The 24,973-nt window shown below is 64.7% G+C and carries 22 protein-coding genes; 4 read left to right on the top strand and 18 right to left on the bottom strand.

Features of this window, described 5'->3' with window-relative positions; genetic code table 11:
- Positions 1–24: 24 nt before the first annotated feature.
- The 4 genes from PXJ20_RS27170 to PXJ20_RS27155 form a co-directional block, all read right to left on the bottom strand.
- On the bottom strand, positions 25–588 hold the full coding sequence (locus PXJ20_RS27170; protein WP_421032561.1) for a hypothetical protein: 564 nt from the start codon (positions 586–588) through the stop codon (positions 25–27).
- Between the two features lie 51 nt (positions 589–639).
- Positions 640–1,380 carry a hypothetical protein gene (locus PXJ20_RS27165; protein ID WP_421032689.1) on the bottom strand — a complete coding sequence of 247 codons (741 nt, stop codon included), beginning with the start codon at positions 1,378–1,380 and terminating at the stop codon, positions 640–642.
- A 224-nt stretch (positions 1,381–1,604) separates the two neighbouring features.
- Entirely contained in the window at positions 1,605–2,975 is a 1,371-nt protein-coding gene (locus PXJ20_RS27160; protein WP_421032562.1) for a sigma-54-dependent transcriptional regulator, read from the bottom strand.
- Positions 2,960–4,444, bottom strand: coding sequence for a sensor histidine kinase (locus PXJ20_RS27155; protein WP_421032563.1), 1,485 nt, complete (start codon positions 4,442–4,444; stop codon positions 2,960–2,962). Before PXJ20_RS27155 ends, PXJ20_RS27160 begins: the two co-directional genes overlap by 16 nt.
- Positions 4,445–4,816: 372 nt before the next feature.
- On the opposite strand from PXJ20_RS27155, the gene ilvD reads away from it, so the two are divergent.
- Positions 4,817–6,679, top strand: a complete 1,863-nt coding sequence (gene ilvD / locus PXJ20_RS27150; protein WP_421032564.1) for a dihydroxy-acid dehydratase — start codon at positions 4,817–4,819, stop codon at positions 6,677–6,679.
- Positions 6,680–6,861: 182 nt separating this feature from the next.
- Positions 6,862–8,031, top strand: a complete 1,170-nt coding sequence (locus tag PXJ20_RS27145; protein WP_421032565.1) for an epoxide hydrolase family protein — start codon at positions 6,862–6,864, stop codon at positions 8,029–8,031.
- A gap of 48 nt (positions 8,032–8,079) precedes the next feature.
- On the opposite strand, the gene poxB is transcribed toward PXJ20_RS27145, so the two are convergent.
- Complete coding sequence (poxB, locus tag PXJ20_RS27140; RefSeq protein ID WP_413214429.1) at positions 8,080–9,801, bottom strand: ubiquinone-dependent pyruvate dehydrogenase; 1,722 nt, start codon at positions 9,799–9,801, stop codon at positions 8,080–8,082.
- A gap of 386 nt (positions 9,802–10,187) precedes the next feature.
- Positions 10,188–10,763, bottom strand: a complete 576-nt coding sequence (locus PXJ20_RS27135; protein ID WP_413214428.1) for a TetR/AcrR family transcriptional regulator — start codon at positions 10,761–10,763, stop codon at positions 10,188–10,190.
- Positions 10,764–10,919: 156 nt separating this feature from the next.
- Here PXJ20_RS27135 and PXJ20_RS27130 point away from each other — a divergent pair, with 156 nt between their 5' ends.
- Positions 10,920–12,329: an amidase gene (locus PXJ20_RS27130; protein WP_421032566.1), complete on the top strand. Its 1,410-nt coding sequence runs from the start codon at positions 10,920–10,922 to the stop codon at positions 12,327–12,329.
- Positions 12,330–12,522: 193 nt separating this feature from the next.
- Here PXJ20_RS27130 and PXJ20_RS27125 read toward each other — a convergent pair whose 3' ends face one another.
- The 7 genes from PXJ20_RS27125 to PXJ20_RS27095 form a co-directional block, all read right to left on the bottom strand.
- Positions 12,523–13,914 (bottom strand): c-type cytochrome, encoded by a 1,392-nt coding sequence (locus PXJ20_RS27125; RefSeq protein ID WP_421032567.1) that lies wholly within the window; start codon positions 13,912–13,914, stop codon positions 12,523–12,525.
- A gap of 10 nt (positions 13,915–13,924) precedes the next feature.
- A complete protein-coding gene (locus PXJ20_RS27120; RefSeq protein ID WP_017778224.1) occupies positions 13,925–15,700 on the bottom strand; it encodes a GMC family oxidoreductase in 1,776 nt (591 codons plus the stop codon).
- A 3-nt stretch (positions 15,701–15,703) separates the two neighbouring features.
- The gene (locus tag PXJ20_RS27115; protein WP_421032568.1) at positions 15,704–16,423 is read right to left on the bottom strand and encodes a gluconate 2-dehydrogenase subunit 3 family protein; all 720 of its coding nucleotides are present in this window, start codon (positions 16,421–16,423) and stop codon (positions 15,704–15,706) included.
- Positions 16,424–16,675: 252 nt separating this feature from the next.
- The gene (locus PXJ20_RS27110; RefSeq protein WP_421032569.1) at positions 16,676–18,229 is read right to left on the bottom strand and encodes a methyl-accepting chemotaxis protein; all 1,554 of its coding nucleotides are present in this window, start codon (positions 18,227–18,229) and stop codon (positions 16,676–16,678) included.
- A gap of 327 nt (positions 18,230–18,556) precedes the next feature.
- Complete coding sequence (locus tag PXJ20_RS27105; RefSeq protein WP_421032570.1) at positions 18,557–20,059, bottom strand: alginate export family protein; 1,503 nt, start codon at positions 20,057–20,059, stop codon at positions 18,557–18,559.
- Entirely contained in the window at positions 20,056–20,970 is a 915-nt protein-coding gene (locus PXJ20_RS27100) for a VOC family protein (protein ID WP_017778220.1), read from the bottom strand. The genes PXJ20_RS27105 and PXJ20_RS27100 overlap by 4 nt, the downstream gene beginning before the upstream one ends.
- Before the next feature lie 94 nt (positions 20,971–21,064).
- The gene (locus PXJ20_RS27095) at positions 21,065–21,751 is read right to left on the bottom strand and encodes a hydrolase (protein ID WP_017778219.1); all 687 of its coding nucleotides are present in this window, start codon (positions 21,749–21,751) and stop codon (positions 21,065–21,067) included.
- Between the two features lie 262 nt (positions 21,752–22,013).
- On the opposite strand from PXJ20_RS27095, the gene PXJ20_RS27090 reads away from it, so the two are divergent.
- Positions 22,014–23,597 carry a Na+/H+ antiporter gene (locus PXJ20_RS27090; protein ID WP_421032571.1) on the top strand — a complete coding sequence of 528 codons (1,584 nt, stop codon included), beginning with the start codon at positions 22,014–22,016 and terminating at the stop codon, positions 23,595–23,597.
- Positions 23,598–23,727: 130 nt separating this feature from the next.
- Here PXJ20_RS27090 and PXJ20_RS27085 read toward each other — a convergent pair whose 3' ends face one another.
- From PXJ20_RS27085 to PXJ20_RS27065, 5 genes are read right to left on the bottom strand one after another with little or no spacing between them, the layout of a single operon-like run.
- Positions 23,728–24,132: a hypothetical protein gene (locus tag PXJ20_RS27085; RefSeq protein ID WP_421032572.1), complete on the bottom strand. Its 405-nt coding sequence runs from the start codon at positions 24,130–24,132 to the stop codon at positions 23,728–23,730.
- Entirely contained in the window at positions 24,129–24,260 is a 132-nt protein-coding gene (locus tag PXJ20_RS27080; RefSeq protein ID WP_421032573.1) for a hypothetical protein, read from the bottom strand. Before PXJ20_RS27080 ends, PXJ20_RS27085 begins: the two co-directional genes overlap by 4 nt.
- Before the next feature lie 17 nt (positions 24,261–24,277).
- Entirely contained in the window at positions 24,278–24,415 is a 138-nt protein-coding gene (locus PXJ20_RS27075) for a hypothetical protein (RefSeq protein WP_017777619.1), read from the bottom strand.
- Between the two features lie 36 nt (positions 24,416–24,451).
- Complete coding sequence (locus PXJ20_RS27070; RefSeq protein WP_421032574.1) at positions 24,452–24,616, bottom strand: hypothetical protein; 165 nt, start codon at positions 24,614–24,616, stop codon at positions 24,452–24,454.
- 15 nt (positions 24,617–24,631) lie between these two features.
- A complete protein-coding gene (locus tag PXJ20_RS27065; RefSeq protein WP_421057452.1) occupies positions 24,632–24,796 on the bottom strand; it encodes an OmpA family protein in 165 nt (54 codons plus the stop codon).
- Positions 24,797–24,973: the final 177 nt, after the last annotated feature.

The following is a 24,973-nucleotide window of genomic DNA, read 5'->3' as shown; positions in this document are numbered from 1 at the left end:
GGTTATGCGTGTGCCGCCATGCGCTCAGGCCGTTACCGGCGTATCGACGAGTTCGGCAATCTCGTCCACCTCGATCGTTCGCCCGTGGCGGTTCTTGATGCCAGGCCCCCAGGCCTGGACATGCGCGCCCGGCGCCAGGTATTTGGCGAGGTATTCGGCGAGCTCTGCCGCCGCGTGAGTCGGCATGCGCAACGACGTGCCGTCGTCGAGCAACGCCCCGCGCAACTCGCCCTTCGGGCCGAAGAGCGACAGCACCACTTCACCGGACGCTTCCATCGGTTTGCGTTCGCCAGGCGGCTTGCGATGCTTCTCCCCCTCGTGGTGTGGACCTTCGTCGAGAATGAGCACGCCGCTCGTTGTCGTAAGGGAAACGGCGGCAATCATGTCCGCATTGCGGGGCTTCACCCCGCGCACCCGGACCGCATCGCCCGGCGCGACGTGCCGCGCAAGCTGTTTCGACAGATGCGGCGGAAAGTGCACCTGGCGCGCGCCAAGGACGAGCCCGTCCAGTTCGCCGTGCGGATTCAACAGAAAGCGCGTGACCTTGCCGCGGGTTTCCGGAAGGCTTGCGGGGTCGATCCAATGCATGTCGTTTCTCCGAAATCGATGTGAGCCAAAGATTGTTCAGGTAGCGCTCGTTCAGGGCGCGGGCGGAATACGGTCGTAGCGTCCGTAGATCTGGGTCAGGTTGCCGGGCGAGCCGAACGACGTTGCCTGCAGCGCCGTGCCGTACTGATTGCGCGTGCCGTAACCCTGCGCGGACACCGTTGCGCCCGTCCTGACGAGCGCCGCGAATTGCTGCGCGACAGGCGGCGTGAGTTTGATGACCGTGCCGTCCGCGAGGATCACGCCGTCGGGTTCGCCTCGTCTTGCGGTCGTGACATACGCGACCTGGCCTTGAGCGCTCATCGGCGCGAGGCGTGCGCCTCGCAACTCGCGCGGCAGGGGCCGGGCATCCGGCGGCGGGGGTTGATCGACGAGTTGCTGACCGCTTCGGGCGTTGGTGATGCGTTGGGCGTCGAAGCTGCCTCCCGCGTCGCGCCAGCCACTGACCTGCACCACGTCGCCTGGGTGGACCGCCGACGTGAGCTGCGCGCTCATGTGAGGCGGGAACCTCACCAGCACTCCATCACGCGTGAGAAAGCCGTCCACGTCGCCGTCCGGATTGGTGAGAAAGCGGGTGACGGTGACTTGCGTCGCGGTGAATGCGCCTGAATCGGCGAGGCCGGTCGGCGGAACGTCCCCAGGCGGCGCCAGCGGCGCTGCTGGAGGCGGTGGCGGGACATCCTGTGCCACGGGCGGCGGCGGAACCGGGGCTCCTTCCGGTCGAGGTTGCGCTGCGCATCCGGCGCTCGTCGCGAGCAAGGCGGCGAAGCTCATTGCGCTCACGACGCGGACGGCGATGCGTTGTCTGGGGTATGGGGTCGATGGCACGGTTCACTCCTTTCATGTCGCGCGGAGTGTTTTGCAAAGGCCATGCCATTCGTCCCGAGTCTGTGTTCTCGGGCTTCCGTGGTGATTTGCGCGGGGATTTGCGCGATGCAGACGCGTCGACGTGTCAGGAAACCGGACATACGCTGTCCGCTTCCTTGACACCCTTGCCGTTACGACGCGTTCCCGGAGAGGCCCAGGCTCGTCATACGCGTGTAGAGCGATTGACGGCTGATGCCGAGCTTGCGCGCCGCCTCGGCGCGATTGCCTTCCGATGCGGCCAGCGCGTGGACGATCAGCGCACGTTCGAGCCGTGCAACGGCTTGCGTGAGGGGCAGTTCGAGAAGGTCGGGAGGAATGGCGTCATCCGCGCCGCCTTTCGCCGCCGAGAGGAAACCGAAGTCTTCGCGCATGAGCACCTGTCCCGGCGCCAGCGCGCTCGCACGCTCGACCGCGTTGGCCAGTTCGCGGACATTTCCCGGCCAGGCGAACGTGGCGAGCAGACGCTGTGCATCGGCGGAAAGATGCTTGCGTTGCGTGCCGCTGGACGCGCTCGAAAGAAAGTGTTCGGCAAGCGGCAGAATGTCGGCCACGCGCTCGCGCAATGGCGGCATGTGCAGCGGAATCACGTCGAGGCGAAACAGAAGGTCCTGTCGAAACGTGCCTGCCGCGACCATCGAGGGAAGATCGCGATGCGTCGCCGCGACGACGCGCACGTCAACCGTCACGACGCGGTTCGTTCCAAGCCGCGTGACCTGGCGCTCCTGTAGCACGCGCAGCAGCTTGGCCTGCATGGCAAGCGGCATGTCGCCGACTTCATCGAGAAACAGCGTGCCGCCGTGCGCTTCTTCGAAACGCCCCGCCCTGTCGCTCTGGGCGCCCGTGAACGCGCCCCTTGCGTGCCCAAACAGTTCGCTTTCGAGCAGGTCGTCGGGAATCGCCGCGCAGTTCACCGCAACGAACGGGCCGCCGGCGCGCGCCGATGCGCGATGGAGCACACGTGCTGCGACCTCCTTTCCGGTTCCCGTTTCGCCGGTGATAAGCACGGTGGAGTTCGTTGCCGCCGCGCGGCCGATGCGTTTCTGCACGTCACGCATGGCTTCGCTCACACCGAGCAGTTGCGGCTCGCGCGATGCGGCTTCATCCGGGAATGCGCGCGCAACGGGCGCGTTGCGCTGGGTGGAAAAAATGCGTTCGAGCAGCGCGGCGATCTCGTCGCGTCCCACCGGTTTGGTGAGATGCTCGAAGGCGCCGAGCCGCATCGCGCCGATGGTGTTGTCGCTCGTCGCGTGCGCCGTGAGCATGACGACCGGCACGGTCTGCCATCCCGGCGTGTTGCGCAGCGTTTCGAGCACGGCAAGGCCATCCGCGCCCGGCAAACGGAAGTCGAGAAAGACGCAGTCGGTGGCAGCGTGCTCGTGCAACCGCTCGAACGCTTCCTTGCCCGAGCGCGCTTCGAGCGGCTGGTGGCCAAGGTCTTGTACCGTTTCAGCGAGGCCTTCGCGAAAGGCGTCGTCGTCGTCGATGATCAGTATGGTCGCCATGGCAAGTCGATCACGAAACGCGTCATGTTCAAATCATCCGCAAGATACGCACGCCCGCCATGCGCAGACGCGATCTCGCGCACCACGGCGAGGCCCAGACCCGAACCGTCAGGCCGCCCGGTCACAAAAGGCTCGAAGATGCGCTCACGTTCCGTCGCGCTCACGCCGGGACCATTGTCGACGACTTCGAGCCTGAGCCGCTCGCCCTCGTCCGAGCTTGCCTTGCCTGCGCGAATCGTGACGTGACCGCCGGACGGCGCATGCCGCAGCGCATTCACCACGAGATTGTCGAGCGCGCGGGCCAGTTGCGCCGCGTCGAAAACCGGGTTCGCCTCGCAACCGGCCATGTCGACACTGAGTTCGACATGACGGCTTTCAGCGCGCGACTCATGCGTGCGCACCATCTCGTCGAGCCACGCGCGCAAGTCGACCTCGCGTGCCTGGACCGTTATCGGCTGTGTCAGCGCGAGCAGGCTCGCAACCTGCGATTCGATGCGCCCCACCTGTTCGATGATGGTCTTCAAGGCGGCTTCGCGGCGCGCACCGTCGCCTGCAAGCGCGTTCTCGGCCTTGAGACGCATTGCGCCGGCCGGGTTGCGAATCTCATGTGCGATTTGCGCAGCCATCTTGCCCAGCGTGCTGAACCGCTCGGCCTGCGCAAGCTGCGCACTGAGCGCGTTGGCTTCCCGCTTCAAGCGTTCGGCACGTTCGACATAGCGGTTGAGCGCATCCACGATCTGATCCAGGTCGCGCTCGCCGAGCCGTTCGAGCCGCTTGCCCTGTTCGAACTCGCCATCCGGCGCAAGCGCATGTTCGAGCCGTGCGAGATTGCGCTTCCAGCGCCGGAGTGCCAGCGCCAGAACCCCCGCCAGCCCGACGATGATGGCCAGCACGCTCGCGAGGATGGTCACGGCGCGTTCGCCGTAAGGCCCGAGCGGTGGCCGCGCACGCGTGAGCACCCACGCGAACACGTCCGTTTGGTGCGGCACGGGACACGCCACCGCGACGACGGCATCCGCTCCGCTCGAGACAACGTCGGCCTGTGTCTGCCGCGCGCTCGCTACCTTTCTCAGCGTACGCAGAATGAGCGGCGTCTCGGCTTCGGGGATATCGCGTTTGACACCGCTGCCGTCGTAGGTGGGAAAGGCGTAGGCAAGAAAGCCATTCGGCGCGCCGGACGCCGGCTCGCTCGTCCAGAAACCGCCTTCTATACCGTCGGTGCGGATCAGCACGAGATCGAGCACCGCGTGCATGAGGTCGACGTTGGCTTCGCCGGGACGTTGCATCGACAGGTCATAGCGGGAGGCGACCGCCGTACACGCCGCGGCCGCCTGCTGCTTCGCGGTCGCCACGCGCTCGCCCAGCGCAGACGACAGGACGAGCCATACGGCTGCGCTCAGCAGGCCGCAGAGAACGGCGACGAGCATCCAGAGTGCGAAAAGCTGGGTGGCGAACGACGGTCTCGGCATGAGCATCCCGTGTGAGCACCGTTGGTGCTTTACCTGGAAACTTAACTGGCAAACTTGATTGGCAAAACTTATCTGGCAAAACTTATCTGGCAATTCAGCTGGCAAATCCTCCGCCACCCGCGGCAGGATACGCACTTTTTGCGGTGCACGGTGTCTTGCCGCGTGGCACGGCTGGAGCAGCATTTGTCTACCCATACGCGCGGCGAATCAATTGATCGAGCAAAATATATTGGACGACGCAGGCAAGTTCTCGCAGTATTGGCAACCGAACTGCGCGCACCCTATCCGCACGGCCACCACTGTCCGCCGTGACGCCTCCTTGAAGGCGGCGCTTTTTCCAACCTTGATAAACAGCAACACCAGAGGACACAGATGCCTAACTATCGGTCACGCCTGTCTACGCACGGTCGCAACATGGCCGGCGCCCGTGCCTTGTGGCGCGCCACCGGCATGAAAGACGACGATTTCGGCAAACCCATCATTGCCGTCGTCAATTCGTTCACACAATTCGTTCCGGGCCACGTCCATCTGCGCGATCTGGGCGCGCTCGTCGCCAAAGAGATCGAAGCGGCCGGCGGCGTAGCCAAGGAATTCAACACGATCGCCGTGGACGACGGCATTGCCATGGGCCACGGCGGCATGCTGTATTCGCTGCCCTCGCGCGAGTTGATCGCCGATTCGGTCGAATACATGGTCAACGCACATTGCGCGGATGCCATGGTCTGCATCTCCAATTGCGACAAGATCACGCCGGGCATGCTGATGGCCACCATGCGCCTGAACATTCCCGTCGTGTTCGTTTCCGGCGGTCCGATGGAAGCGGGCAAGGTCAAGTCGCCGACAGACGGCCACGTCATCGCCAAGATCGACCTCATCGACGCGATGATCAAAGCCGGCGACCCGAAAATCAGCGACGCCGAAGTGGCCGAGGTCGAGCGCAGCGCCTGCCCGACCTGCGGCTCGTGCTCCGGCATGTTCACCGCCAACTCGATGAACTGTCTGACCGAAGCGATCGGCCTGTCGTTGCCCGGCAACGGGACGATCGTCGCCACGCATGCATGGCGTAAGGGCTTGTTCGAACAGGCGGGACGCCTGATCGTGGATCTGTGCCGTCGCTACTACCAGGAAGAAGACACGTCGGTTCTGCCGCGCAGCATCGCCACCCGGCAAGCCTTTGAAAACGCCATGGCCCTGGATGTCGCGATGGGCGGATCCACCAACACCGTGCTGCACCTGCTGGCGGCAGCGCAGGAAGCCGGTGTCGACTTCACGATGTCGGACATCGATCGCATTTCGCGCAAGGTGCCGTGCCTGTGCAAGGTCGCGCCTGCGACCGACAAATACCATATCGAGGACGTCCATCGCGCGGGCGGCATCCTCGGCATTCTTGGCGAACTCGCTCGTGCCGGGCTGCTCGACCTGTCGTGCGGCAACGTGCATAGCGGCACGCTCGGCAAGGCCATCGAAAAGTGGGACATCCTGGGCGGCGCGGGCGAAGACGCGCAGAAGTTCTATCGCGCAGCGCCTGGCGGCATTCCGACGACGGTCGCATTCAGCCAGGAAGCCACCTTCGCTGCACTCGATACGGACCGAACAGCCGGTTGTATTCGCAGCAAGCAAAACGCTTATTCGAAGGACGGTGGCCTCGCTGTGCTGTACGGCAATCTGGCCGAGAAGGGTTGCATCGTCAAAACGGCAGGGGTCGACGAATCGCAGTGGGTTTTCTCCGGTCGCGCGCGCGTGTTCGAAAGCCAGGACGATGCCGTGGAAGCGATCCTCGGCGACAAGGTGGTGGCGGGCGATGTGGTGGTGATCCGCTACGAAGGTCCTCAGGGCGGCCCGGGTATGCAGGAAATGCTGTACCCCACGTCGTATCTGAAATCGAAAGGCCTCGGCAAGACGTGCGCGCTGTTTACCGATGGCCGTTTCTCGGGCGGCTCGTCAGGGCTCGTGATCGGCCACGCGTCGCCGGAAGCAGCCGCCGGCGGCACGATAGGTCTCGTGCAGGAGGGCGACGTCATCGAGATCGATATTCCGCAGCGCAAGATCCATCTGGCGGTCGCAGACGATGAATTGGCGCGCCGCCGTGCAGCCATGGATGCACGCGGCGACAAAGCGTGGCTGCCGGCTCATCGCGAGCGCGTCGTATCGCAGTCGTTGCAGGCCTATGCCGCGCTGGTGACGTCCGCCGACCGCGGAGCCGTGCGCGACGTTTCGCTGCTCAAGCGCAAGTAACGCGCACGATGCAGCTCGGGCTCAGGCCACTCAGGCCGCTCAGGCGACTCAGGCCACTCAGGCCGCGCCAACGGCAGGGGCACGACGTGCCATGAGCCCATGTCCAGGCGCCTCACCGGCGCCTGGACGCCAGGACAACCGGCCCCGGCGGGTGTCACTCTCCTTGAAAGCGGGACGCGAGCATGGACCTGCGAGACTTCAAGATCAACGTTCCGGACGGCCAGATTGCCGACCTGAAGCTGCGTCTGCGTAACACGCGCTTTCCTGCCGCGCTGGATGCAGACCAGTGGGACGACGGCGCGAGCCTCGCCTTTGTCCGGCGCCTGGCAGACTACTGGCTGCATCAATTCGACTGGCGTGCGCAGGAAGCGCGGCTCAACTGCCTCCCTCAGTTCCAGGCGACAGTTGAAGGACACGACATTCACTTCGTCTACCAGACCGGCAAAGGGCCCGCACCCATGCCGCTCGTCCTGACGCACGGGTGGCCGGGCTCCTTCGTCGAGATGGAACGCGTGATCCCGCTGCTGACAGACCCCGCATCGCATGGCGGCGATGCGGCCGACGCATTCCATGTGGTCGTCCCTTCGTTGCCGGGCTTCGGTTTTTCCGCGGCTCCGGCAGGCCCCGGCGTCAGCGCCCACCACGTTGCCGGGCTGTGGCTGAGGCTGATGAACGGACTCGGTTTCGATCGCTTCGCGACGCAAGGCGGAGACATCGGAGCCGGCGTCTCGATGTGGTTGGCGCGCCGGTTTCCCGAGCAGATCATCGGCGCCCATCTCAACTACATTCCCGGCAGTTTCCGGCCATCGCTCACCGGCAACGTTCCGCCGGTGAGCGCGGACGAGCAGGCGTTTCTCGACAAGGTTGCGGCCTGGTCAGCGGCAGAAGGCGCGTATGCGGCTGTGCAAAGCACCAAACCCCAAACCCTGTCGTACGCGATGACTGATTCGCCCGTGGGGCTTGCCGCCTGGATCGTCGAGAAGTTTCGCAGCTGGAGCGATTGCGACGGCGATGTCGAGCGCGTCTTCACGATGGACCAGTTGCTGACCGATATTTCCCTTTACTGGTTCGGCCACATGCTCGACGCGTCGTTTCGCATTTACAGGGAAAACCGGCTACGCCCGCTCGCTTTCGGTCCGAACGAACGGGTAGCCACGCCGCTAGGCGTCGCGCTATTTCCCCACGAGTTACCGACACCGCCGCGTTCCTGGGTCGAACGCGTTTTCGACGTGCAACGATGGACGCCCATGCCACGCGGCGGCCACTTCGCAGCGCTGGAGCAACCCGAGCTGCTGGTCGAAGATATCCGCGCCTTCTTCCGTCCGCTGCGTCGCGCGAGTGGTCAGTCGTGAAACGAGCCTGCCGGGTTCCCGCGCCACGCGGCGAACCCGGGCGTGCGGCTAACGCAGGTTGGTACGCACGAGCTCGACGATCTCGTCGCCGCGCCCATTGAGAATGGCACGCATCATGTAGAGGCTGAAGCCCTTCGCCTGGGCGAGTTCAATCGTGGGCGGCATCGCGAGTTCGTGTTTCGACGTGACCACATCGACAAGCGCCGGACCCGGATGGCTGAACGCCTGCTTCAGCGCGCCCGCCACGTCTTCCGACTCCTCTACGCGAATGCCGAAAATGCCGGCGCCTTTCGCAATGGCCGCAAAGTCGGTTTTACTGAGATCGACATTGGTATCGAGATAACCGGCCGCCTTCAATTCCATCGAAACAAAGCCGAGCAGGCTGTTGTTGAACACCACCACCTTGATCGGCAAATCGAGCTGCCGCGCGGTAAGCAGATCGCCGAGCAGCATCGACAAACCGCCATCGCCCGATAGCGACACGACCTGCCGTCCGGGATGCGCGGCTTGCGCACCGAGGGCCTGCGGCATCGCGTTGGCCATGGACCCGTGATTGAACGAGCCGTGCAACTGACGCTTGCCGTTCATCGTCAGATAGCGCGCCGCCCAAAGGGTTGGCGTGCCGACGTCCGCGGTGAAGATCGCATCGTGGCTGGCGGCCTCGTCGATCATCTTCGCCAGATACTGCGGATGGACGGGGCGGCCAGGACCGGCCGGTGTCGCCAGATCGTCCAGGCCCTTGCGGGCGGACGCATAGTGCTTGCGCGCGTTGTCGACGAAACTGCGGTCCGTCTTGCGTTGCAGCCTCGGCAACGTCGCGGCGACGGTTTCCTTCACCGTGCCGACCAGCCCGAGCGAGAGGGGCGCGCGATGCCCAAGCTGCGAGCCCTTCCAGTCGATCTGGATGATCTTCGCGTTCGCCGGATAGAACGCGCGATAGGGAAAGTCGCACCCGAGCAGCAGCAGCGTGTCGCACGACATCATTGCGTGATATCCCGAGCTAAAGCCGATCAGGCCGGTCATGCCGACGTCGTAGGGATTGTCGTACTCGACGAACGGCTTGCCGCGCAGCGCGTGGACCACCGGTGCGCCGAGCGCATCGGCAAGCGCGACGACTTCGTCGTGCGCGCCCTGCGTGCCGCTGCCGCACATGATCGTGACCGCGTCGGAGGCATTCAGCATGGCGGCGAGGCGATCGAGATCCGCTTCGGCCGGCAGAATCCGCGGCGGCGCGCTTTCCGTCCAGGACGGCGCTTCTGTGGGACCTTCGCTCAGCGCCACATCGCCCGGCAGCACGATCACCGACACGCCGCGTTCCTCGACGGCCGTGCGCATCGCACGCGCGAGCACGCGAGGAAATTGCGCGGCGGACGACACCACCTCCACGTAATGGCTGCACTCCTTGAACAGTTCCTGGGGGTGCGTTTCCTGAAAGTAGCCCAGGCCGATTTCGGTCGACGGAATGTGCGCGGCAATGGCCAGCACCGGCTGCTGGTTGCGATGACAGTCGAAAAGGCCGTTGATCAGATGCAGGTTGCCCGGGCCGCAACTGCCTGCGCACACCGCGAGGCGTCCGGTCGAGGCCGCGTCCGCACCGGCGGCAAAGGCGGCCGCCTCTTCGTGGCGAGTGTGCATCCAGCGGATCGAGCCGACCTGATCGAGGCTGTAGGCGAGCCCATTCAGACTATCGCCGGTCACGCCCCAGATTCGTTCGACACCCGCGGCGGCGAGTGTCGCGGCAAGATAGGCGGCAATGGTAGTGCTGGCCATGCTTGACTCCTTTTCACAGTTGAAAGGGCTCGACCGGATGGGGAAAACCACGATCACGGTCGCGACGCCGGCACCCACAGCCGCGCGCGGAAACGGCGCGGCGCGGGTGTGCCACACGTATCAAGGTAGGAGGACATCGTGAAAAAGTCCTGAATTCCGGCTGAAAACACCTGTATCAGACAGACTGAAATCCATCTGTATGGCGCCTGGCGGGGCACTGTAGTCCACGTGCAATGCCAGAGAAAGGGCACCACCAGATACACAAGGTCCTGCGTTTGGGGTGTCGTTGGTTCGCGTGAAGCGCGGCGCTTTCATCGCTTTCATTTGAAATGCGTGGACGCGACCCTATTCAATCGCTCGTGTACGACCAAGCCTTCACAGACGGCTCAACCGGGCAGGAGCCCCGATTCGCGGTAAGTCTTGATCAGCGAATCAAAGAGCGATATATCCGAACGGCCGCGCGCCATCAACTGCGCGCCGGCCACTGCCGCATAGATCGCGCGGGCCCGCCTTTCAGACTCCCTGTTACTGAGATGGTCCGCGGCAGACAAAACTTTGCTGAGCCAGGCCACGTTCACGTCCGCGAATTTCTGAATCTCGGTCTTGACCACGTCCGGCAAATCGTCGTACTCAGCCGCCATGAAACTGGACAGGCACATCCGGTTTTCGCTCTCAAGGGACTTGCGAAAGGTGGCCGGATACCGTCGCAACCAGCGCGCGGGCTCCGGCGAGTCCAGCCACATTGCCTCCAGCGCCGCGGCTGAGTTCTCCCAGTAGCGCTTCGCTACAGCGGCCGCAAGATCGGCCTTGCTCGGAAAGTGATGGTAGATGCTTGCGGCCTTGATGCCGACAGCCTGCGCGAGATCGCGGATATTGAGGCCGCCGTAACCATGCGCCTGCGCGATCTTCGTTGCGGCCATCAGAATCTTGTCGCTGGAGTTGGTGCCTTCTGCATTCTTCACTGGCCGCGTCCTTGAAGAGAGAACTTGTTGACGGCCAGAATTATAGCGCCTATGGTAAACCTAACTATCGTTAGGTAGAAACTCAGCGTGGTCTTTCATCGTCTCTTCCCGTCTTCAATCGTCTTCAATTTCGTGAGGTCATTTGTGAGGTCATTTGTGAGTTCCGACATCGTCTTTCAGGACGCCACCCGGCTGGCAGAACTGATCCGCACCCGCCAGATCTCCCCGGTCGAAGTCATGCAGGCCCATCTCGAACGCATCGAGGCTATCGACCCAAAGGTCAATGCCATCGTCACCGTTGCCGACGACGCGCTCAAGACAGCGAGGCAAGCAGAAGCGGCCGTCATGGCCGGTGAGACGCTCGGCCTGCTGCACGGCGTTCCCTTCACGGCCAAAGACTCCATCGACACCGCCGGTGTTCTGACCCAACGCGGGTCGCCCATTTTCAGGGGGCGCGTGCCGGACACCGATGCGACGAGCGTCGCCCGGCTGAAAAAGGCGGGCGGGATTTTGCTGGCAAAGACGAATCTGCCGGAGTTTTCGTACTGGATAGAAAGCGACAATCTGCTCAGCGGGCGTTCAAACAACCCATGGGATCTGGAGCGCACGCCGGGAGGATCGAGCGGCGGCGAGGCGGCGGCCATCGCGGCGGGCATGTCGCCGCTGGGCCTCGGCACCGATCTCGCCATTTCCGTGCGTGGCCCGGCCGCGCAAACGGGCATTGTTTCGCTCAAAGCGACGCACGGGCGCGTTCCGATGACGGGCATTTTCCCGCGTGCGCCGCGTCGCTTCTGGCACGTCGGACCGATGGCCCGGAGTATCCGCGACCTCGCGCTCGCCTTCTCCCTGCTCGCTGGACCCGATGGGCTCGACGCATACGCGTCGAGCACCGCGAACTTCGACGCCGGCGCAGGGCGCTCGCCGCATCGTCCGCTGCGCGTAGGCTGGCTCGTGGAACCGGGGTTCGGGCCCATTGACCCGGAAGTTGCCGCCACGGTCAAGGCAGCCGCAGACGCGCTGCAGAGCAACGGTGTCGATGTGGCGCCCGTGCGAATTGCCGCGCTCGAGCGCGACTTCGCTCTGGATGTCTTCAATCGCCTGCACGTCATGGAGATGAAACCCGCATTCGCGCAAGTGACGGCCGGTCATAGCGAAGACGAGCTGTACAAGATGGCGAAGACCATGCGCGCCCTTCCCGAGACGTCCATGAAGGACTACATAGACGCCGAGCAGGCGGCTGAACGGTTGCGCGACGGGTTTGCAGCCTGCTTCCAGGAATACGACGCACTGCTTACGCCCGTCCTGCCGATTCCGGCACACAGGCATGGTGCCGATACCTTCGTCATCAATGGAAGAACGGTCGATGCGACCTTCCTTCAGGGCGCAACCGTACCGCTCAACATCACCGGCTTGCCCGGCCTCTCCATGCGATTCGGAACGAGCAAGGAGGGGCTACCCATCAATGTGCAGCTGGTCGGCAGCTGGCTCGCCGAATCCACCATCCTGCACCTTGCCTCGCTACTGGAAAGCGTGAGCGCTGTGCGAGACCTTCATCCGGCACTTTGATGCACCGAAGACGAGGCGTATCCGTGGGCGCCCAAAGTCGAGCCGGCCCACGGGGTCCGCGCAATGCATCCGTCCAGGTACGCGACACGTGAGGCGTGCAAGTCACGATTCGCGCCCTCCCGGACGTCGGCGTGCGGAGGACCGTGGTGAGCCGCACGCCGATCCCGGCACTGCACTGTCAATACGTCGCCTGTTATTCATTCTCCGCGCGAACGGGCTGCGCGGACGCATCGGACGTCTTGCGCACCTTGGCCACTTGCGCCGCCGTCACGGCCGACGCGCGGTTACCCCAGCTCGAGCGCACGAACGTCAGCACGTCGGCCACGTCGCGGTCCGTCAGCCGCTGCGCGAAACCCGGCATCGCGTAGTGTGCGGGGCCGGCCTTCGTCCATGGCATTGCACCGCCTTGCAACACGAGGTGGATCAGCGAAGTCGGATCGTTCGTGTTGACCACCGTCGACAGCGCGAGCGACGGGAACGTGCCGCCGTAGCCGCGGCCGTCCGTGCGATGACAGGCCGCGCAGTTGTCGATGAAGGTCAGCGCGCCGTTGCTGCGATCGGCGCCGGCGCGCAGCGCCGTGGCGGCGGCCGGATCGGCCGTGAGCGCACGGCCCGACGCATCGGCCGGTGCGAGGGTCTTGAGATACGCCGCGATCGACGCCAGATCCTGATCGCTCATGTGCTGCGTGCTGTTCTCGACCACCTCCGTCATGCCGCCGAACGCCGCCGAATGCGCGGTGCGCCCGCTCTTCAGGAACGCGACGATATCGGCCGCGCTCCAGCTCGCGAGCCCGTCCTTCGCATCGCCGCGCAGGCTCTTCGCCAGATAGCCGTCCACAACGCCGCCTGACAGGAACGTCTTGCCGTCGTCGTTGAGCGCCGTTTCCTGCAGCGCGAAGCCGCGCGGCGTGTGGCATGCGCCGCAATGCGCGAGCCCTTCCACGAGATAGCGACCACGCGCAACAGGGTCGTTCGGCAGCGGGGCGTCGTCGGCGACGGTATCCGGTGCGAACGCCATACGCCAGAAACGCAGCGGCCAGCGCATCGACAGCGGCCACGGAATGTCCGACGCGCGATTGCCCTGCGAAACCGGCTCGACGCCGTGCATGAGGTAGGCGTATAGCGCCTTCACGTCGGCCGGCTTGACCTTCGCGTACGACACGTAAGGCATCGCCGGATAGAGCGACGTGCCGTCTTTCGCCATGCCGTGCCGCAACGCGCGATCGAACTCTTCCAGCGTGTAGCGCCCGATGCCGGATGCCGCATCGGGCGTGATGTTGGTCGAGTAGATCGTGCCGACAGGCGACGCGATACCGAGACCGCCCGCGAACGGCTTGCCACCCTTCGCGGTGTGGCACGCGATGCAATCGGCCGCGGCGGCCAGATAACGGCCTTTCTCGATCAGTGCCGCATCTGCGCTCGCCGCAGCAGGTGTCGCGCTCGCTGTCGCTGTCGCGGTCGTAACGGCAGCGGCCGGAGCGGCGCTCGCGGCCGGCGCAGTCTGCGCCGATGCCACCGCCGCAAAACCGGCAGCAACAAGCACGGCCGCCGAAAGAACGGTCAACGTGATTCTGGTTGGGGTCATCGCCGTCTCCTTATGCCTGCACCAGCGGAGCCGGGTTCTTCAGGTACTGCTCGCGGATCGCCTTCGCGGAGTGGTAGGCGAGCGCGGCCACGATGCCGGTCGGGTTGTAGCCCATGTTCTGCGGAAAGGCCGAGGCGCCCATCACGAATACGTTGGGCACGTCCCAGCTCTGCAGGTACTTGTTGACGACGCTCGTTGCAGGCGACGCCCCCATCACCGCACCGCCGGTCGTATGCGTCGACTGATACACGCGCGTGTCGTAGTGCTGGCCCTTCTTGCGAATGGCCCGGAAGTACTTCTCCGGCCGCATGGCTTTCGCCACGTCCTCCATGCGCGTGCCGATGTAGTCGAGCATCGCGTATTCGTTGTCGTGCCAGTCGAACGTCATGCGCAAGAGCGGCAGACCGTGCGCATCGCGATAGGTCGGATCGAGGTCCAGGTACGCGTCGCGATACGGCATCACCGAACCGGAAATGCCGATCGTCATGTAGCGCTGGTACGCGTCCGTGATGCCGGCCTTCCAGCCGCTGCCCCACGTGGGTGTGCCGGGTACGGTTGCCGCCTGCTTGATCGGTCTGCCCCCGGTGCGAATGTGGCGGATGCTCGCGCCGCCCACGAAGCCGAGCGGTCCGTGATCGAACTGGTCGCCGTTGAAGTCGTCCATGCCTACGCCGCCCGCGCCCGTGCCGATAAACGGATTGAGCTGCGTCCCCTTGGGCAGCAGCACATTGATGCCGCCGTTCATCTGGTACGCGTAGTTGCGTCCCACCACGCCTTCGCCCGTCTTCGGGTCGTACGGCTTGCCGATACCCGAGAGCAGCAGTAGCCGCACGTTATGCATCTGGAACGCGGCCACGATCACCATGTCGGCCGGTTGCTCCACTTCGCGGCCCTGCGCATCGATGTACGTCACGCCGGTTGCACGCTTTCTGTCCGGCGAAAGCAGCACTTTCGTGACGTACGATTTCGTGCGCAGCTCGAAATGGGGCTTCTTGAGCAGCACGGGCATGATCGTGGTCTGCGGCGAGGCCTTCGAGTACATGTAGCAACCGAAGTCTTCGCAGAAGCCGCAGAAGTTGCACGGCCCGAGGCGCACGCCGTACGGGTTCGTGTACGGCGTCGATGCATTCGCGGCGGGCGCCGGGTACGGATGAAAACCCGCTTCGCGCGCGGCCTTTTCGAACAGCGTCGCGCCGAGGCCGTTCGTGAGCGGCGGCGTGGGAAACTCGCCGGTGCGCCGGCCTTCGAGCGGATTGCCGCCCGCCTGGATTTCGCCATTCAGATTGCCGGCCTTGCCCGAGGTGCCGAACACCTTCTCCGCGAAATCGAAGAACGGCTCCATCTCGTCGTAGGTCACGCCGAAGTCCTGCACCTGCATGCCCTCCGGAATGAACTTCTTGCCGTAGCGCTCTTCATAGCGCGTGCGCAGCTGCAGTTCCTCGGGCAGCATCCGGTAATGCATGCCGTTCCAGTGAAATCCCGCGCCGCCCACGCCGTTGCCGAGCAGAAACGAGCCGTGCTGGCGGTACGGCACCGCGAGATCGTCCACGCCATGGCGAATGGTCACGGTCTCGCCCGATAGATCCTGGAAGAGCGCGCCGCGTACGGCGTACTTGAGTTCGTCGGCCACCCGCGGATAGTTCGCGTCGGTGGGCGTATCGCGCATCGCGCCGCGTTCGAGCGCGACAACGTTGAGCCCCGCATCGGTAAGTTCCTGTGCGAGGATCGCGCCGGTCCAGCCGAACCCCACGATGACGCAGTCCACCTTGTTCTTTTTGATTGCCACGTCTTACCCCCGCTTACCGTCGATCGACACCGGACCGTACGGATATTTCGCACCTGGCTGATCGATCCAGTCCATGAAGTCCGCGCGTGCGCCGGGAAACCCGACCATCTTCCAGCCGGCCATGTCCTTGTTGCCGCCGTAGATCGGATCGGAGAGGAATCCTTCCTTCGTATTGCCAAGCAGGAACGAAAAGAAGGTGCGCGCCGGCACCGTCTCGAACGCGATCTTCGCGTGCTCGAGTTCGTGCAGCACCTGCTCCTGGGTCTTCGCATCGAGCTGCGCGAACGTCTTGCCGTACTGCTTCTTGCAGTGCTTCTCGCAGGCTTCGATGCCGTGACGGTAGATGTCGCGCGGCGCGAAATTGATCTGGTAGCCCATCTCGGGCGCTACGTCGGGATGGAACGGCCCCTGCATGTACCAGAGCTTGCCGTGGCCGTACGGCGTCTCCATCTGCCGGTCGATGTATTCGGGCACGCCGGCCTTGAGGGCACCGGGACCGTGTTCGTCCTCGGGAATCAGCCGGTCCACTGCGGCGTGCAGGAAGGTCCATTCCGCGTCGGTGAAATAGGCAGGTCGATACGCTGCGCCCTCGGTAGCGGAGGAAGAAGCGGCGTTGCTGCAGGCGCTTTGCGTAAGCGCGGCGCCCGACGCGACAGTGGCGGCGGGCACGATGGCCAGCACCTGTCGCAGGAAGCGACGGCGCGGTTCCGGTTTATTTGACATCGGTCTTCTCGTGGGTTGTTGTGAAGTGCCCCGGACTGCGTATCAGCCTGTGCATCGACAGGCTGACGCAAGGAGAGCGAAGCATCGCAAGATGGCCGGCAACAGGCGCGCGCGTTGCACCGGCCCTGCCTCATTGAAGCAGGTCGCCGGTCGCGCACATGCCGCGCTCAAACCATCTTCGGGCGGCCTTCAAGGCCGCCCATGCGCGAGAACGTCGGCGGCATCGAGCGGCAAGGCAAGACATGCCGCCCTTCAGGCAACGTGCTCGCCGAGTGTGAACTGTGCCGCCGCATCCGCGAGCGTGCGCGCCTGGTCTTCGAGCGAGCGTGCGGCGGCCGCCGCCTCTTCCACGAGCGCGGCGTTCTGTTGCGTCGCGTGGTCCATGTCGTTCACCGCGACGCTCACCTGGCTCAGCCCGTGGCTTTGCTCCTGGGTCGCCGCCGAGATTTCGCTCATGATCGCGTTCGCGCGCGAGACAGCGTCGATCAGGTCGCTCATCGTGTCGCCGGCCTCGTTCACGAGCTTCGCGCCTTCGTCGATGCGCGAAGTGGAGTTGGCGATCAGGTCGCGAATTTCCTTCGCCGCCGAAGACGAGCGCTGCGCGAGCGAGCGGACCTCGCTCGCCACCACCGCGAAACCGCGCCCCTGCTCGCCTGCGCGCGCCGCTTCCACTGCCGCGTTGAGCGCAAGAATGTTGGTCTGGAAGGCAATGCCCTCGATGATCGATGTGATCTCGGCAACGGCTGTCGAGCTCTGGCTGATCGCGCCCATCGTGTTCACGACGCGCGCCACGACGTCATGGCCGCGCCGTGCGATATCCGATGCGGAAGACGACAGCTCGCTCGCCCGCCGCACGTTGTCGGCGTTCTGCTGCACAGTGCTCGACAACTGCTCGGTGCTCGATGCGGTTTCCTGCAGCGCCGCGGCCTGAGATTCGGTGCGTGCCGACAGATCGGCGTTGCCGGCCGAGATCTGGCGCGTCGCCGTCGCGATGGCGTTACTGCCTTCGCTCAGCGTGCGAACAGTGCGCCTCAAGCTCGACTGCATTTCAGCCAGTCCTTCCAGCATGCGCCCCATCTCGTCGTGCGAACGCGCTTCGATCCGGCGGCCCAGGTTGCCCTGCGCGATCTCGCCGAAGTGCGCCACGGCATCGTTGACCGGCACGAGAATCGCCTTGCGCAGGAAGTACCAGCCGCCGACCGCGGCCGCGAGGCCTGTGACGATCGCCGCAATGCTGCCCGCAAGGAACAGCTGGTATTGACGCTCCGTTGCTTCGTACTCTTCCTTCGACTGGTTGAACTGGTAGCGCTTCAATGCGTTCGCGGCTTCCTGCATGCTCGTGTAGATCTTGCCCACGCTGAACATCAGCTTGAGGATCTGGTCGCGGTCGCCGCTCTTCGTCGCTTCGCGAAAACGCGCGAGTTCGGCTTCGGTCTGTTCGTACTGGCTGGTCACGCCTGCGGCAAGCCGGTCTTCTTCAGCGTCGCGCGGCAGCGAAAGATACTGGTTCCACGCCGCGGCCGCCGCGGCTTTGACCTCGTCATCCTTCTTGTACATGTTCAGCGCATCTTCGGAGCCGGGATTGATCGCCGCACGGTCGAGCGACGTGCGTTGCCGGCCCACCATGATGGTCATCTCGCCAACTGCAATGGACTTGGGCAACTGCTCGGAATAGGTGCGCCGGTTCGCGTTGTTACTCGTGACCATGCCGGCAATGCCGAGGGCACCAATAATGACCAGCAGGACGCCTAAGAAGGACATGGCCGCAACCAGGCGGCCATTGATAGAGATGTGGGTTCGAAGCATCGTGACGGAGACCTTTATTACGTTCTGTAAGAGTTCCGTGCATCAACGCGACACGGCCCCACCTGGTTATCGGCCGCTTCCCCGACGTCTTTACAGTGATTGCTTAAACCAGCGCGAAAGGCACGCGGGCAAACGCTCCGCTCGCGATCGCGAGGTTGTCGGCAGGCGTGAATGAGGGGCGGGAAGTCCGACACATCGGACACCGAATGCCCCTTTGCTTCATGAGCGCCTGGCCTGATTGATCGACATGAAAGACGCGCTGTCGCGGGCGGCAGATCGAAGACGATCCATTCGGCTCCATTCCTTCGCCGCAGGCACCCGCGAGTCCTACCACCCGTATTTGAGTTCGACGCCCGCGTAGTCGGCGTTGCGCCCGCCTGCCTCGCGTATCGTGTTGCCCACCTGGAAATGCACGGCTTCGATGGAGCCGATCAGGTTGGCCGCCATCGTCCAGTCCGCGCGCAGCTGCACGTACATGCCCGTCCACAGGCTGCCTTTACCCGCGGTGCCGGGCACCACCTGGCTGCCTTGCTGGTACACGGCATCGCCTGTCGTCGCGCGCCATTGGAAACCGAGCGCGCCCAGCAGCGCGAGGTTCGCTGTCGGCTTCACCGTAATGGAGGGCTTCACGTGGATCAGGTTCGAGTAACCGGTGTAGCTCGCAAGCGTGAAGTAATAGCCGTTCGGAAACAGCGGATTGAACGTCTCCACGCGGCCATCGTGCGGGTGCCGGTCACCCGACGCCGCATCGATCTGCAGGCCGATACGAGGCGACCACGGCAGGTCGAGCTTGTACCCGGCGATGGAGCCGATCGCCCACGCGCCGATCGTGCTGTTGCCCACCGTCCCCGTCTGCAGCATGCCTTCCACGTCCCAGTCGAAGCGGCCGTGCGTGCCCGTGTACCGCAGATCCCAGACGTCGCGACGCTCCGCGCCGACTGCATCCAGAAACCGGGCGTTGCTGCGGTTGTAGCGCGACCAGTAGCCGGAAAGATCGCCCGGCCCCACCGACTGGCGCTCGAAACGCACGCCGCTGAACGTGAGGTCGCGGTTCGATACGTCGTCGAACGCGGTGGCGTCGCGGTATTGAACCGGTTGCGTCGCGTAGGCAATGAATCGCCATTTCTGGTATTCGTAGTCGGCCCACACGGCGTCGAACGCCTGCCGCACGTTCGGGCCGTCGCGCACGGAAATGAAACGCTGCAAGTCGAACGCCATCTCCTGCCGGCCCACACGAAACTTGAAGATGCCGCCGCCCAGCGCGCCGGTGTAGGTGGCGAACGCCTGCTCGAGATCGAGCGGGTTCTTGTCTACCGGCGTGACGGAATCCTTGGCCCATGCGCGCGCGTCCTCCAGTTGCGCGAAGAACTGCCAGTGCTCGCCGACGCGTGCGTCGGCATGCACTTCGACGCGCTGAATCAGATACGTGTCCGACTGCGCCTTGCCGATGCCGAAGAGCCGTGCGTTGTTGGTTTCCATGCGCTCGCGCAGATTGACGCCGAGCGAGAGCCAGGAAGACGGTATGCCGGGCAACGGCATGTACTTGAGCGCATCGAGCGGCTCGCGCGGCACACAGGGGTTCGCGAGCACCGACCAGTCTTCCTGCCAGCGATTGAACATGACGACCGGGCGTTTGGCGCTGCATGCCGCAACCTGCGTGGCGGCGCTTCCCGCAGCGGCGGCCGTTGCGTTAGCGGGCACCGCGACGGTATCGGCGAGCGCCGCGTCCGCGCCCGTCAGCAACAAGCCGCCGACGAACGCCGGAAACACCCTGCGCTTGCGCACGAGCCCAGCAAGGAATGCGGCAAAAAGCGCGTCGGCGGACTTCATTTCGCTGCGTCGGCGTGGATTTCGGCGATGTAGCCGCCCGGGAACTGGACGATCGCGGCATGGCGCCCGTCTGCCGTGAACGGCGGCACGAGCACCGTCACGCCCGCGGCTTTGGCCTTCTCCAGCGTGGCGTCGAGATTGGCCACTTCATAGCCGGTCGTTTCGCGGCCGAACGGGTACGGCAGATGGCCGTCGGTCGCGAGCACGGTCATCTTGCCGAAGCCCGACTCGATACGAACGCGGCGATACGTGTCGTCAGGCCGGCCGATCTCGATACCGGGCGCCTTCGCCTCGTCGGACACCACCTTGCCGTGCGAGAACTTCACGAAATCGTGCACGAGCTTGTTGAGGCTTTGCGGCGAAACGTAGACCCGATTCTCGGGAACCGTCTGTAGCGCGTCGTAGTGCGGAACCCGGTTATGCCAGTACAGCTGCATGTTGAGGCCGCCCGGCCAGGTCACGATGACGTCGCGGCCAATCGGATCGGGAAAGGTGTCGACGATCACGTCGGCGCCGAGCGCGCGCGCCGACTTGACCGCCGCATCCATGTCGGTCACGAGATAGCCGGTGCGCTCCGCGCCGAACGGATACGGAATCGGCGTCTTGAAGCCAAACACGGAGATCGTGCCCGAGGGCGTGAAAACGAGTTGCGACATGGTCTGGCTGGGCGTGGGCGTGACCTGGAATACGCCCTGCTTCGACTTGCTGCCGCCGAAGGTCGCGACGAAGCTGTCCGTGAAGCGGTCGAAGTCTTCGGGCGCGACGTAGACATGCGTGGTGTCGTACTGCGGACCGACGGCAACGGCCGGCGGCGTGGCTGGCATCACGGGCGGTTTCGCAAACGACACGGGCGCGGCGACGAGCCCGCCCGCGATCATCAGCGCAACCAGTGCGCAGCGAATGGCTTTCATAACGGAGTTTCCTTCGTTGAGTACAAGCGCGAAGCCAATGGGACGCGTTCGCGCCGAACGCGTCCTGTCGGCTTCGGGAACAGCGGGGGCGCGATTACTTCGCGGGCACGGCGGCCAGTATTTCGTGCGGCACCGACGTGCGCTGCGCGGCCTTGTGAACCATCGTGTACGCGTAATCGACGCCCATGCCGTACGCGCCCGAGTGTTCCTTCGCGATGGCCATGACGGCGTCGTAGGTCTCGCGGCGCGCCCAGTCACGCTGCCACTCGAGCATCACCTGCTGCCAGGTGACGGGCACGACGCCGGCCTGGACCATGCGCTGCATCGCGAAGTCGTGCGCGTCTTTGGAGGTACCGCCCGACGCGTCGGCCACCATGTAGATTTCGTAGTTGCCTTCGAGCATGGCGCAAAGCGCGAACGTGGTGTTGCACACCTCCGTCCACAGGCCGGCCACGACGACTTTCTTGCGGCCGTTCGCGGCCAGCGCGTCGCGCACTTTCTGGTCGTCCCACGAATTCATCGAGGTGCGCTCGAGCACCTTGTGATCGGGAAACACGTCGAGCAGTTCGGGGTAGGTGTAGCCCGAAAAGCTTTGCGACTCGACCGTCGTGATGGTGGTGGGAATGTTGAATACCTTGGCCGCTTTGGCGAGACCGACCACATTGTTCTTCAGCACCTGGCGGTCGATGGACTGCACGCCGAAAGCCATTTGCGGCTGCTGATCGATAATGATCAGCTGGCTGTTGTGGGGAGTCAGGACTTCAAGATTGGGATTGCTCATGGCAGAAATATCCTGTGAACGGGTGAAAGGAAGCCCCCGCGCCGAATGAACGAACGGACGGGCGGAGCCTCAGGTGTGATGCGCCGGGAGAGTGGCCGTACAGCCGCACTTATTGGACACGCAAAATCGCGGGCCCGACAGATAAAAAAAGTTAATTAATCTGATTCAGGAAATCCGCTCTTAATTAATCTTAATGGGACCTTTCAGGTTCTTGAAACGCGATACCCTTTCGGGCACCCTCGCACCATCCGGCACTCTGCGCATGACCAACGTCGAGCTGTTCCATTACCTGCTGCTGTTGATCGCCGGCGCGAGCGCGCTCACCTGGCTGGCCGACCGGATCTCGATTCCGCCGGCGGTCGTGCTGTTGCTGGGCGGCTGTGTCATCGCCGTGGCCGGCAAGGGCGTGACCGGCATGGACCCGGACCTCCTGCTCGTGGCCGTGTTGCCGCCGCTGCTGATGTCGAGTTCGTTCTATACGGCGTGGAAGGAATTCCGCGCAGAACTCGGCACGATCGTTTCGCTCGTGCTGGGTGCCGTGGCGTTCACCACGGTCGCGGTCGCCTTCGCCGTGCATGCGTTCAATCCCGGCTTGCCCTGGGCCGCGTGCTTCACGCTCGGCGCAATCGTCTCGCCGCCGGACGCCGTCGCCGCGAAAGCGATCCTGCAGCGCTATGCGCTGCCGCCAAGGCTCGTGGCCGTGCTCGAAGGCGAAAGCCTCGTCAACGACGCGTCTGGTCTGCTGCTCTACCAGATGGCGGTTTCAGCGGCGCTCGCCGCTACCACGATTACGGTCGCGAGCGGCACGGGCCTCTTCTTCAAGCTCATCCTGCTCGGCATCGCCGTGGGCCTCGTGTGCGGCCAGGCGATGTGCGCGGTGCTGACGCGCCTCGTCGATTCGAAGCTCGGCATCGTGCTGACCTTCACGATGGCGTGGGCGAGTTACGGCGTCGCCGAAGCGATCGGCGGCTCGGGGGTGCTCTCGGTCGTCACCTGCGGACTCGTGCTCGGCATACGCCAGCATCGCGTGTTCAGCGCCGACATGCGGATCAAGGCCAAAGCCACGTGGGAAGCCATCGTGTTCGTGCTCGACGCGCTCGTGTTCGTGCTGATCGGGCTCGCGCTGCACGGCATTCTCGCCAGCGTGAACCAGGAAGGCGCGGTGGTCATGGCGGGCTTGCGCGTTGCGTTGCCGGCCACGGCGGCGGCTGTCGTCGCGCGGCTCGTGTGGGTGTTCGCCGCGATCTGGCTGCCGGGCCGTCTGCGCGCACGGCGCACGGGGGGCCACGCCTGGTCGTTCGGCGAAGCGGCCGTGATGGGATGGGCCGGCATGCGCGGCGTGGTCAGTCTGGCCGCGGCGTTGGCGCTGCCCGATCACTTCGCAGGCCGCGACGTGATCATTTTCAGCACGTTTGTGCTGATCATCACCACGCTCGTCGTGCAGGGCGGCAGCCTCGCGCCGTTGATCCGGTTGCTGAAGCTGCGAGCGCCCGCGCGCCACACGATGTCCGAGCACGAGACGCGTGCGCGCACGTTCGGCGCCTCGCTCGCGGCGCTTGCGGACATCGGCAAGCGCGAGGACGGCATCGAGCCGGCCATGCTCGCGCGGCTGCAAGCGGAATACCGCGTGCGCGTCACCTCGAACGAGAATGCCCACACCGCGGGCGAAGCGCGCATCGAACATCGGGCGCGCTTGCTGCGCGTCGAACTCGAGCTTGTCGGCGTCTCGCGCGACACGTTGCTCGCCCTGCATCGCGCCGGCAAAGTCGACGACGCGGTGCTCCACCGCATCGAGTCCGAACTCGACCTGGAAGAGCTGCGGCTACTGCGTCTGCTCGAACCGTAACGGTTTAGCAGGCCATTCACCCGGCGTCCAGGCACGTCTTTGCACGGCCCTACCCAGCGTTTGCATGGCCCAGGCGGATGGGTGCTCTCGTCACACGTCCCCGGAAAAGTCGCCGCGTGGCCAGAGCGCGTCAGACGTGCGGGTCATCGCGCGATCCATCGTGAGCCTCATGTACGTAACGCGGTCTGAACTGGCTGCCCAGCCTGAAGGCTGACATGCGCCGTGCCGGCAGACGCGGGCGCGAACGCTGCAACGCGCCGAGCTGCACGAGTTCGTTGACGGCATCGGTCCAGCGTCTGGCCGTAAAGCCGCAGGCCGCGCGCAGGTCGAGATCGGGAATGGGGCGCTGCTGGCCGAAATCGAGCAGCGGCACGACCAGCAGCGCGACGAGGAAAGCGTCGTCGCTCAGCGCGTGCTCGACGAGCCGCGCAAGAAAGGTGCGTTGCACATTCGAGAGCGCGGCGTGCAGCGTCTTGACCGACACCGCGCCCGGTATCGCGAGGCAAGGCATGGGTACGAAGCCGTAATCGCTCATGGCTGCTCCGCTTCGTTTTCGGTATTCGTGAACGGTCGCCACACCCGCGCGGCATCGCGGGGCAGATCACTCGCCACGACGCGTGCTGCCGTAGCCGGCATGGGACCGGTGATGTTGGTGCACTTCATGCGAACGGGTCTCCGTGTCAGAACGAGGTGCCGGCCTGGCAGCCGCCGGCCGCCGCGCCATTGGTTGCGTTCATGCCGCAGCCGAGAAGCGAGCAGCCGGACAGCGCGAGGACAGCCACGACGGCGAGCAGGTGGAGCAAGCGGTGCAGGATCATGTCGGTGACTCCGTTCAGTAGCCCGTTGCCGGTGCATCAGCGGGGAAAGACGACGGCGATGAGAAGCCTGAGAAACATCCACGCGGCGAGCACCGATAGCGGGATGACGAGCAGCACCGCGGCAAGCAGCCAGGCCGCGTGCGGCAACGCGTGCGGGTCTCGCCCTTCGTGGGGCGCTCTGGTTGCGGCTTCGCTTCGCATGCACGCCTCCCACGCTTAGAGCGGCACAAACTCGATGCGCCGGTTCTCAAAACGTCCGGCGGCTGTCAGCGTGCCGGCCACTGCACGGTCCGCCCCGAACCCACGCGCAACCAGCGACGCCGCCGGTACGCCCGCATTCACGAGAAAGCCGCGTATGGCATCGGCGCGCCGCTGTGTCAGGGCAGTCAGGGCGAGCGGGCCGTTGCCGTCGTCCGCGCAGTCTCCGTGCGCAGTTCACTGTCGTCGGTGAACCGCCAGTCGCCGCACTGACCGCAGATGCGCACGCAGCCCGCGTAGATCTGGATCACGGCGTCGTCGCCCCATGCCTGCCGCACGCCGCAGCCACGCACGCTGTCG

Origin of the sequence: Paraburkholderia sp. A1RI_3L (assembly GCF_048957895.1) — a bacterium.
In the GTDB taxonomy this organism is placed as follows: Bacteria; Pseudomonadota; Gammaproteobacteria; order Burkholderiales; family Burkholderiaceae; genus Paraburkholderia; species Paraburkholderia kururiensis.
The sequence above is the reverse complement of the archived record's forward strand: the minus strand, read 5'-3'. Positions and strand labels throughout refer to the sequence as shown.